The sequence below is a fragment of the Blastococcus sp. KM273129 genome (assembly GCF_021698995.1).
Classification (GTDB): Bacteria; Actinomycetota; Actinomycetes; order Mycobacteriales; family Geodermatophilaceae; genus Blastococcus.
This window is the reverse complement of sequence record NZ_SSXB01000178.1, coordinates 1-889: the sequence shown is the minus strand read 5'-3', so window position 1 is coordinate 889 and position 889 is coordinate 1. Positions and strand designations below refer to the sequence as shown.

At 76.7% G+C, this 889-nt stretch carries 1 protein-coding gene; it reads right to left on the bottom strand.

The window, feature by feature from the left end; translation table 11 throughout:
• Positions 1-889 (bottom strand): PKD domain-containing protein (locus E9565_RS21910; RefSeq protein ID WP_236828890.1); only part of this gene is annotated, 889 nt, incomplete at both ends.

Sequence of the window (889 nt, the reverse complement as noted above, 5' to 3'; positions counted from 1 at the left end):
CGGTGACCTGCAGGTCGTCGAACCGGACGGCGACCGGGCTGCTCGAGCTGCCCGACAGGTAGGCCGCCAGGCCCACCGAGCCCGGCGCCTGCAGGGCCGCGGTGGCGTCGGCGCGCGCCAGCGTCGGCACGGTCGGCTCGGGGTCACCGGCCCGCCAGACCGTCAGCTCCAGGTCCGTCGTGCCGGTCCCGGTCACCCGCAGGTGCACCTGCAGCGGCAGGTCCGGGGTGTAGGTCAGCCCCGGCAGCGTGACGAAGCCCAGCGTGGTCTCCACGCCCCCGACCTCGCGCACCAGCGACACGCCCACCTCCCCCGTGGGCAGCACCCGGACCCGCGCCTTGTACTGCGCCGTCCCGACCCGGCGGCCGGTCACGTAGGCGTAGGCCCCGGTGCCGTTGGCCGGCGTCCGGGAGAACGACACCGTCGTCCGCAGGTCGACCTCGGTGGCCGCGACATCGGCCAGGTGGGAGCCGGCGTTGTTGCCCGGACCCACCGTCAGCACCGCAGCACCGCCGGTGACCGCCTGCCGCGCGGCGCCCATCAGGACCGTCCACCCGCCACCGGCGTCCGCGGTCCCCAGCCCGCCGGTCACCGACCGCTGGAAGGCGTCGGCCGCCAGCACCTGCGGCTGCGCCGGCCCGTCCGGGGCGGCCACCGTCACCGTCCGCGTCGCGCTCGCCGTCGCGCCCTCCTCGTCGGTCACCGTCAGCGTCACGGTGTAGGAGCCCGCTTCGGCGTAGGTGTGCGTCGCGGTCGCCCCCGAACCCGGCGCCGTCCCGTCACCCCAGGTCCAGGCGTGCCCGGCGACGGCACCGTCGGAATCGGTCGAGCCGCTGCCGTCCACCGCCACCGACAGACCCGCCACCTGCGCGGTGAAGGACGCCGCCGG